Annotated in this window: 7 protein-coding genes and 1 pseudogene; 4 read left to right on the top strand and 4 right to left on the bottom strand. The window is 60.4% G+C overall.

Features of this window, described 5'->3' with window-relative positions; translation table 11 throughout:
* From WLY71_RS29610 to WLY71_RS29600, 3 genes and pseudogenes are all read right to left on the bottom strand, one after another.
* Positions 1-609 (bottom strand): annotated as a pseudogene (locus WLY71_RS29610) (Nramp family divalent metal transporter); the annotation flags it as partial.
* 77 nt (positions 610-686) lie between these two features.
* Positions 687-1,211: a DUF3833 domain-containing protein gene (locus WLY71_RS29605; RefSeq protein WP_347806399.1), complete on the bottom strand. Its 525-nt coding sequence runs from the start codon at positions 1,209-1,211 to the stop codon at positions 687-689.
* Positions 1,212-1,221: 10 nt separating this feature from the next.
* Positions 1,222-1,755, bottom strand: a complete 534-nt coding sequence (locus WLY71_RS29600) for a chalcone isomerase family protein (RefSeq protein WP_347806398.1) — start codon at positions 1,753-1,755, stop codon at positions 1,222-1,224.
* Positions 1,756-1,919: 164 nt separating this feature from the next.
* On the opposite strand from WLY71_RS29600, the gene WLY71_RS29595 reads away from it, so the two are divergent.
* From WLY71_RS29595 to WLY71_RS29580, 4 genes are all read left to right on the top strand, one after another.
* Entirely contained in the window at positions 1,920-2,714 is a 795-nt protein-coding gene (locus WLY71_RS29595; protein ID WP_347806397.1) for a hypothetical protein, read from the top strand.
* Between the two features lie 58 nt (positions 2,715-2,772).
* A complete protein-coding gene (gene yddG, locus WLY71_RS29590) occupies positions 2,773-3,684 on the top strand; it encodes an aromatic amino acid exporter YddG (RefSeq protein ID WP_347806396.1) in 912 nt (303 codons plus the stop codon).
* An 84-nt stretch (positions 3,685-3,768) separates the two neighbouring features.
* On the top strand, positions 3,769-4,443 hold the full coding sequence (locus tag WLY71_RS29585) for a glutathione S-transferase family protein (protein ID WP_347806395.1): 675 nt from the start codon (positions 3,769-3,771) through the stop codon (positions 4,441-4,443).
* A 28-nt stretch (positions 4,444-4,471) separates the two neighbouring features.
* The gene (locus WLY71_RS29580) at positions 4,472-4,798 is read left to right on the top strand and encodes a putative quinol monooxygenase (RefSeq protein WP_095131236.1); all 327 of its coding nucleotides are present in this window, start codon (positions 4,472-4,474) and stop codon (positions 4,796-4,798) included.
* 82 nt (positions 4,799-4,880) lie between these two features.
* Here the strand turns inward: WLY71_RS29580 and WLY71_RS29575 are convergent.
* A partial coding sequence (locus WLY71_RS29575) for a DUF6124 family protein (protein ID WP_425589975.1) occupies positions 4,881-5,094 on the bottom strand: 214 nt, incomplete at its 5' end.

Genomic DNA, 5,094 nt, shown 5'->3' with positions numbered 1-5,094 from the left:
GAGTGAAACCCCGGGCGACGTCCGGCCAGTAGGGTTTGATCAGCAGCAATTCAACGAAAAAACACACGCCAATGGTGCCCACCAACACCAGCATGATCGCTTCGAGTCGGCGCAAGCCACGGTTTTGCAGGGCCAGCACCAGCAACGTGTCGAACGCCGTGAGCGCGATTCCGAAGGTCAGCGAACAGCCCAGCAGCAAATGGAACGCCAGGGCGCAGCCGAGCACTTCGGCCAGGTCAGTGGCGATGATCGAGATTCCGCCAACACCCACTGGGTCCGTGCGGTGCGCGTGCTGTAGCGCTCCCGGGACAACTGCGCCAGATCACGCCCGGTGGCAATGCCCAGGCGCGAACACAAACACTGCACCACCATCCCCGCCAGACTCGCCAGCAGCACCACGAACAACAAGCTGTAACCAAACCGCGAGCCGGCCTCTATGGCGGTCGCCCAGTTGCCCGGGTCCATGTAGCCGATGGACACCAGCAAACCAGGACCGGCAAAGCGCAGCATTCGCTTGAAGAATGAGGCGCGCGGATCAACGGCCACGCTGCCCGCCACTTCCGGCGGACAGAACGGCGCCGTGGCGGTTTTGGGCAAACTGAATTTCACGCAAACATCCGTCGACAGGTGGAAAAGCGCAGCTTAGACGTTTCAGCCCGTGCGCCCCAGAGGCAGATGCCCGGGTATCAGGCGCCGTGGCGGCGGAAGAACAATGTCACCTGGCCCAACTCAACACCGAACTTGGTCATGGCTGAGCGATTGGCCATGGTGTTTTCGTCCAGCAAGTACATCCAGTCGTCGAAATGCACTTGGTAGACCTTGTCGTCCACCGGCAGGCTGAGTTCATAGCGCCAGTGCAGCGCGTTGCCGGCGACCTCACCGCGGGACTCGCCGACCACATCGCTGGCCGTACCGCGCCAACGGCCAGGGCCGTCCGGGTACAACGTCCAGACGCGGGTCTGCCGGGTGCCATCGCTGTAGGTAAAGGCTTCATGCATGATCAGGTTCTGGCCGTCCATTCGGCTGTTGATCAGCACATGAAAGCGCTTGATCACCTCGCCCGAGCGCTTCTGGAACATTCCCCAGCCATCCACTCGCCCGACGAAGAACCCGGGTAGATCGAGCTTGGGGTTTTGCTCGCTGTAGCGCTGCACATCGACGCTGCAACCGGCCAGGCAGACGCACAACACCAACAGCAGATTCTTCAGCATGTCATGCACCTCAAGGCTTGGCGCTGCCCAGCAACTGCTGGCGCAACTCGGGATTACGTGTACGTGGGTCGAGCCAGATATCGAAAAAGACCCGGGCGAATTGCGGGTCTTTCACCTCGTGTTGCGGCTGCTGGCCGACAAAGAACCGCGCCCCCTGCCCCGGCAAATAAACGCCGGTAATGCGGGTGCCGGCTTTTACATCGACGAACGACTGTTGCATCTGCACCTTCCAGCGCTCGAGTTGCTCGGTGCTGACCGAGGCGCCGGACAACCGCTTGATTTCATCGACACTGGCCTGCACCAGATCATCGCGGGAAATGCTGCGCTGATAGATCAGTTCCAGGGCAAACGGCTGGTCCGGCGCCAAGGGCCGGGCCGCACTCCAGAGCCGAGCGTTGTAGACGGCGAAACCGAACACCCGAAACTCGCCGGTGCCGATGATCTGCGCACCGGGCAATGCCTCCTGCCAATTGGCCAAGGCCTGAGTGCCTGACAATCCCAGCAACAACACACCGTAATACAGGCGTAATCGGGGTCTGTTCATCGCGTTCTTTTCACCATGGGTATCTGCTAAAAACTTATACGCAAAGCATCATTTTGTACAATTATTTGAGCCGTAAGCTTTGTATACAAAATCTCCTCATTCCTAGAGCAATCCTACGTCCGCAGTGCTAACGTTAGCGCCCCACTCAGGTCGGAGACGCGTGCGTGTTGATGCTTAAACTGCTGGTGATTCCAGGCTTTCTCTTGTTGATTTCACTGGCTGGCAAACGCTGGGGCCCGAGCGTAGCCGGTTGGCTGTCGGGATTGCCGGTGGTGGTCGGGCCGATTCTGTTCTTCCTTGCCATCGAACAAGGCCAGGTGTTCGCCGCTCAATCAGCGACGGCGGCGTTGTCGGCGATGTTCGCGATGATTGCCTTCTGCGTGACCTACGCCCAGGTCGCTCAACGGGCGGGATGGCCATGGGCGTTGACGATTTCACTGCTGGTCTGGGCCGCCGTGGCCGTGGTGCTCTCGCTGATTCCACCGTCGCTGGTGTTCTCGGTGATTGCGGCCGCCACCGCGCTACTGGCGGCGCCATACCTGTTTCCCAGCGTGCAACCCATCGTTACAGGCCCGGCGCCGAAGTCCGACAGACTGCTGCTGCGCATGATTGCCGGCGCCCTGCTCACCCTCGCCGTGACATTACTCGCCAGCACCGTCGGCGAAGGCTGGAGCGGTCTGCTCGCAGTTTTCCCGGTGCTCGGCAGCGTGATGGCGGTGTTTTCCCAGCAAACCCGCGGCCCAGCGTTTACGGCCGCATTGCTGCGAGCGACGGCGACTGGCATGTATTCGTTCGCTGCGTTTTGCCTGGTGTTGGCGCTGGCCTTGCCTGGCATGGGTCTGACCGCGTTCGCCCTGGGCGTCGCGATGTCAGTAGGGATGCTCGGGGTGACCAAGCGCTTGTTGGCCAAGCCGGCGAGCCCCTCACCGGACGCTGGACGTACGGCGATCAAACGCTAAGCTGGTTGATGTCATCGGGCCAGGATGGTCGCCCGCTCATCGCGCTGAAGGAACAGACATGACTCCGCTTCGAAACAGCCACAGCGCGACGGCCGTCGGCGTGATTGCGATAGTGCTCTGGTCCTCGCTGGCATTGCTGACCACCCTCACCGAAGGCATTCCACCGTTTGAACTGCTGACACTGGGCTTCGGCGCGGCGTTCGCGGCGAGCCTGATGATTCTGGGCCGACGCGGGATCGCAGGGTTCACCAGTTGGCGCCAGCCCTGGGCTGTATGGGCGACCGGGTTCGTCGGAATTTTCGTTTATCACGCGCTGTACTTTTTCGCACTCAAAGCCGCCCCGGCAGCTGAAGCCAGTCTGATCAACTACCTTTGGCCACTGTTGCTGGTGTTGCTGTCGGCGTTCTCGGCCGGAGAAAGGCTGCACAAACGGCAATTGCTCGGCGCACTGCTGGGCTTGGCCGGCACTGCCTTCATCATGCAGCAGCGTGCCCCGAATGCTGGCGCCGCAATGCCCATCGCCGGTTATCTTGCGGCGTTCGGTTGCGCGCTGATCTGGTCGGTTTACTCGGTGATCAACCGCCGGTTCAGCGAAGTACCGAGCAGCATCATTGGTGGCATCTGTGGCCTGGTCGCCGTGGCCGGACTGGTCTGTCACCTGGCGTTCGAAACCACGGTACAGCCCGACTTCAGCCAATGGACCGCGATTGTCGTCCTCGGGCTTGGACCGGTAGGACTGGCGTTTCTTGCCTGGGACCACGCCACCAAACACGGCAGTCTGGCGACGCTGGGGGCGCTGTCCTACCTGGCGCCGCTGATTTCCACGTTGTTGCTGATCACCGTGGGACGCAGCCATGCCAGCCCGATTCTGATCTTCCCCGCGCTGCTGATTATCGCCGGTGCAGTCATCGCCACGTCGCGATCAACTGCTAAAGCGCCGATAACACGTTCGATAGTTTCGAACGAGTAAAGCAAAAAGCTCGCACGTCATTCGAACGTGTTTACTTCAACATCAGCCTCAGTTCAAAACCAACCACTGACTGAGGCCTACACCATGAAGTTCTTTTTCCACCCATCGCCGAACCCGATGAAAGTCGCCCTGCTGCTTGAAGAACTGCAAACGCCCTACGAATTGATCGGCGTCGATACCTTCAAAGGCGAGCAACACCTGCCGGCCTTTTTGGCGATCAACCCGAACGCCAAGGTGCCAGCCCTGGTCGATGGCGACGCGACCGTCTTCGACTCCCAGGCGATCCTGCTGCACCTGGCGCAGAAACATCAGCGCTTCCTGCCGACCTCCGTGGCCGGGCAAGCCGACCTACTGTCATGGCTGATGTTCATCGCGAGCGGCCTGTCGCCATTTTCCGGCCAGGCGGTGCATTTCCTGCACCACGCGCCGGAAGACCTGGCGTATGCGAAAAACCGCTACCTCAAAGAAGTCGAACGCCACTACCGCGTGCTCGATCAGCGACTGGCCGACCATCAGTACCTGGCTGGCGACACCTACAGCATCGCCGACATGGCGCTCTGGGGTTGGGCCAATTACGCGCCGTACATCCTCGGCGAGAACGGTCTGGCGGCGTACCCGAGCGTCAAGCGCCTGTTCGATGAAATCAGCGCCCGACCAGCCGCTCAACGTGCCCACGGTCTTAAAGAGAAACTGGTGCTGAAGGCGGAGTTCGACGAAGAAACCCGTCGCAACCTGTTCCCGCAGAACCAGCCGCAGTAACCCAATCCCAGCGTGCGAAGGTGATGAAATGAGTGATCAAGTCGCGTTTATCGTTTACCTGCCGGCCAAACCGGAACGTTTCGCCGAAATGAAAGAACGGCTGCTGGACGTGGTGCACCAGATGTCGGCCGAGCCGGACTTCGTCAACACCTGGGTCCACCAACTCCAGGACGACCCGAACACCTTGGTGCTCTACGAAACCTGGAACTGCAGCAAGGACGACTTCATTACGCGTCACCTGAGCAAGCCGTACCGACAGGCGTATGAACAGCTGCTCCCGCAGTTGCTGGTCAGCGAACGTCGCATCGAGTTTCTGGATGTGATCAAGAGCTATCCGGTGCGACGTGGGGTCTGAGAGGACCTTCCAGCGTGACCACGAGCCGCGTGAATGCTGCTAAACAGCGAGGGCGCAAGCGCCCTCGCTACCCGCCTGGCGACTACCCAGGCTTGTGGTTATCCAATACGCGATTAACCGCTAACTCACCCAACATGATGACCCGTTGCAGCACCAGCATCGTTTGGCGTCGTGGGCCGTCCGTTAAGTCGGTGAGATCGTTGACTATGGCGCTGGCTGCTGCCAACGATTCGCAGGCCTCGACGAGCAACGTTTCGTCATCCACCGCTGCGTCGATGGTGAAAATAGTGCTGGGC

The organism is Pseudomonas rossensis, assembly GCF_039888995.1.
Lineage (GTDB): Bacteria > Pseudomonadota > Gammaproteobacteria > Pseudomonadales > Pseudomonadaceae > Aquipseudomonas > Aquipseudomonas rossensis.
This window is presented reverse-complemented; position numbering and strand designations above follow the sequence as displayed.

Bases quoted from the DNA above. Each gene is read 5' to 3' on its own strand.
- WLY71_RS29605 (WP_347806399.1), bottom strand. From the start codon at position 1,211: ATGCTGAAGAATCTGCTGTTGGTGTTGTGCGTCTGCCTGGCCGGTTGC.
- WLY71_RS29600 (WP_347806398.1), bottom strand. From the start codon at position 1,755: ATGAACAGACCCCGATTACGCCTGTATTACGGTGTGTTGTTGCTGGGA.
- yddG (WP_347806396.1), top strand. From the start codon at position 2,773: ATGACTCCGCTTCGAAACAGCCACAGCGCGACGGCCGTCGGCGTGATT.
- WLY71_RS29585 (WP_347806395.1), top strand. From the start codon at position 3,769: ATGAAGTTCTTTTTCCACCCATCGCCGAACCCGATGAAAGTCGCCCTG.
- WLY71_RS29580 (WP_095131236.1), top strand. From the start codon at position 4,472: ATGAGTGATCAAGTCGCGTTTATCGTTTACCTGCCGGCCAAACCGGAA.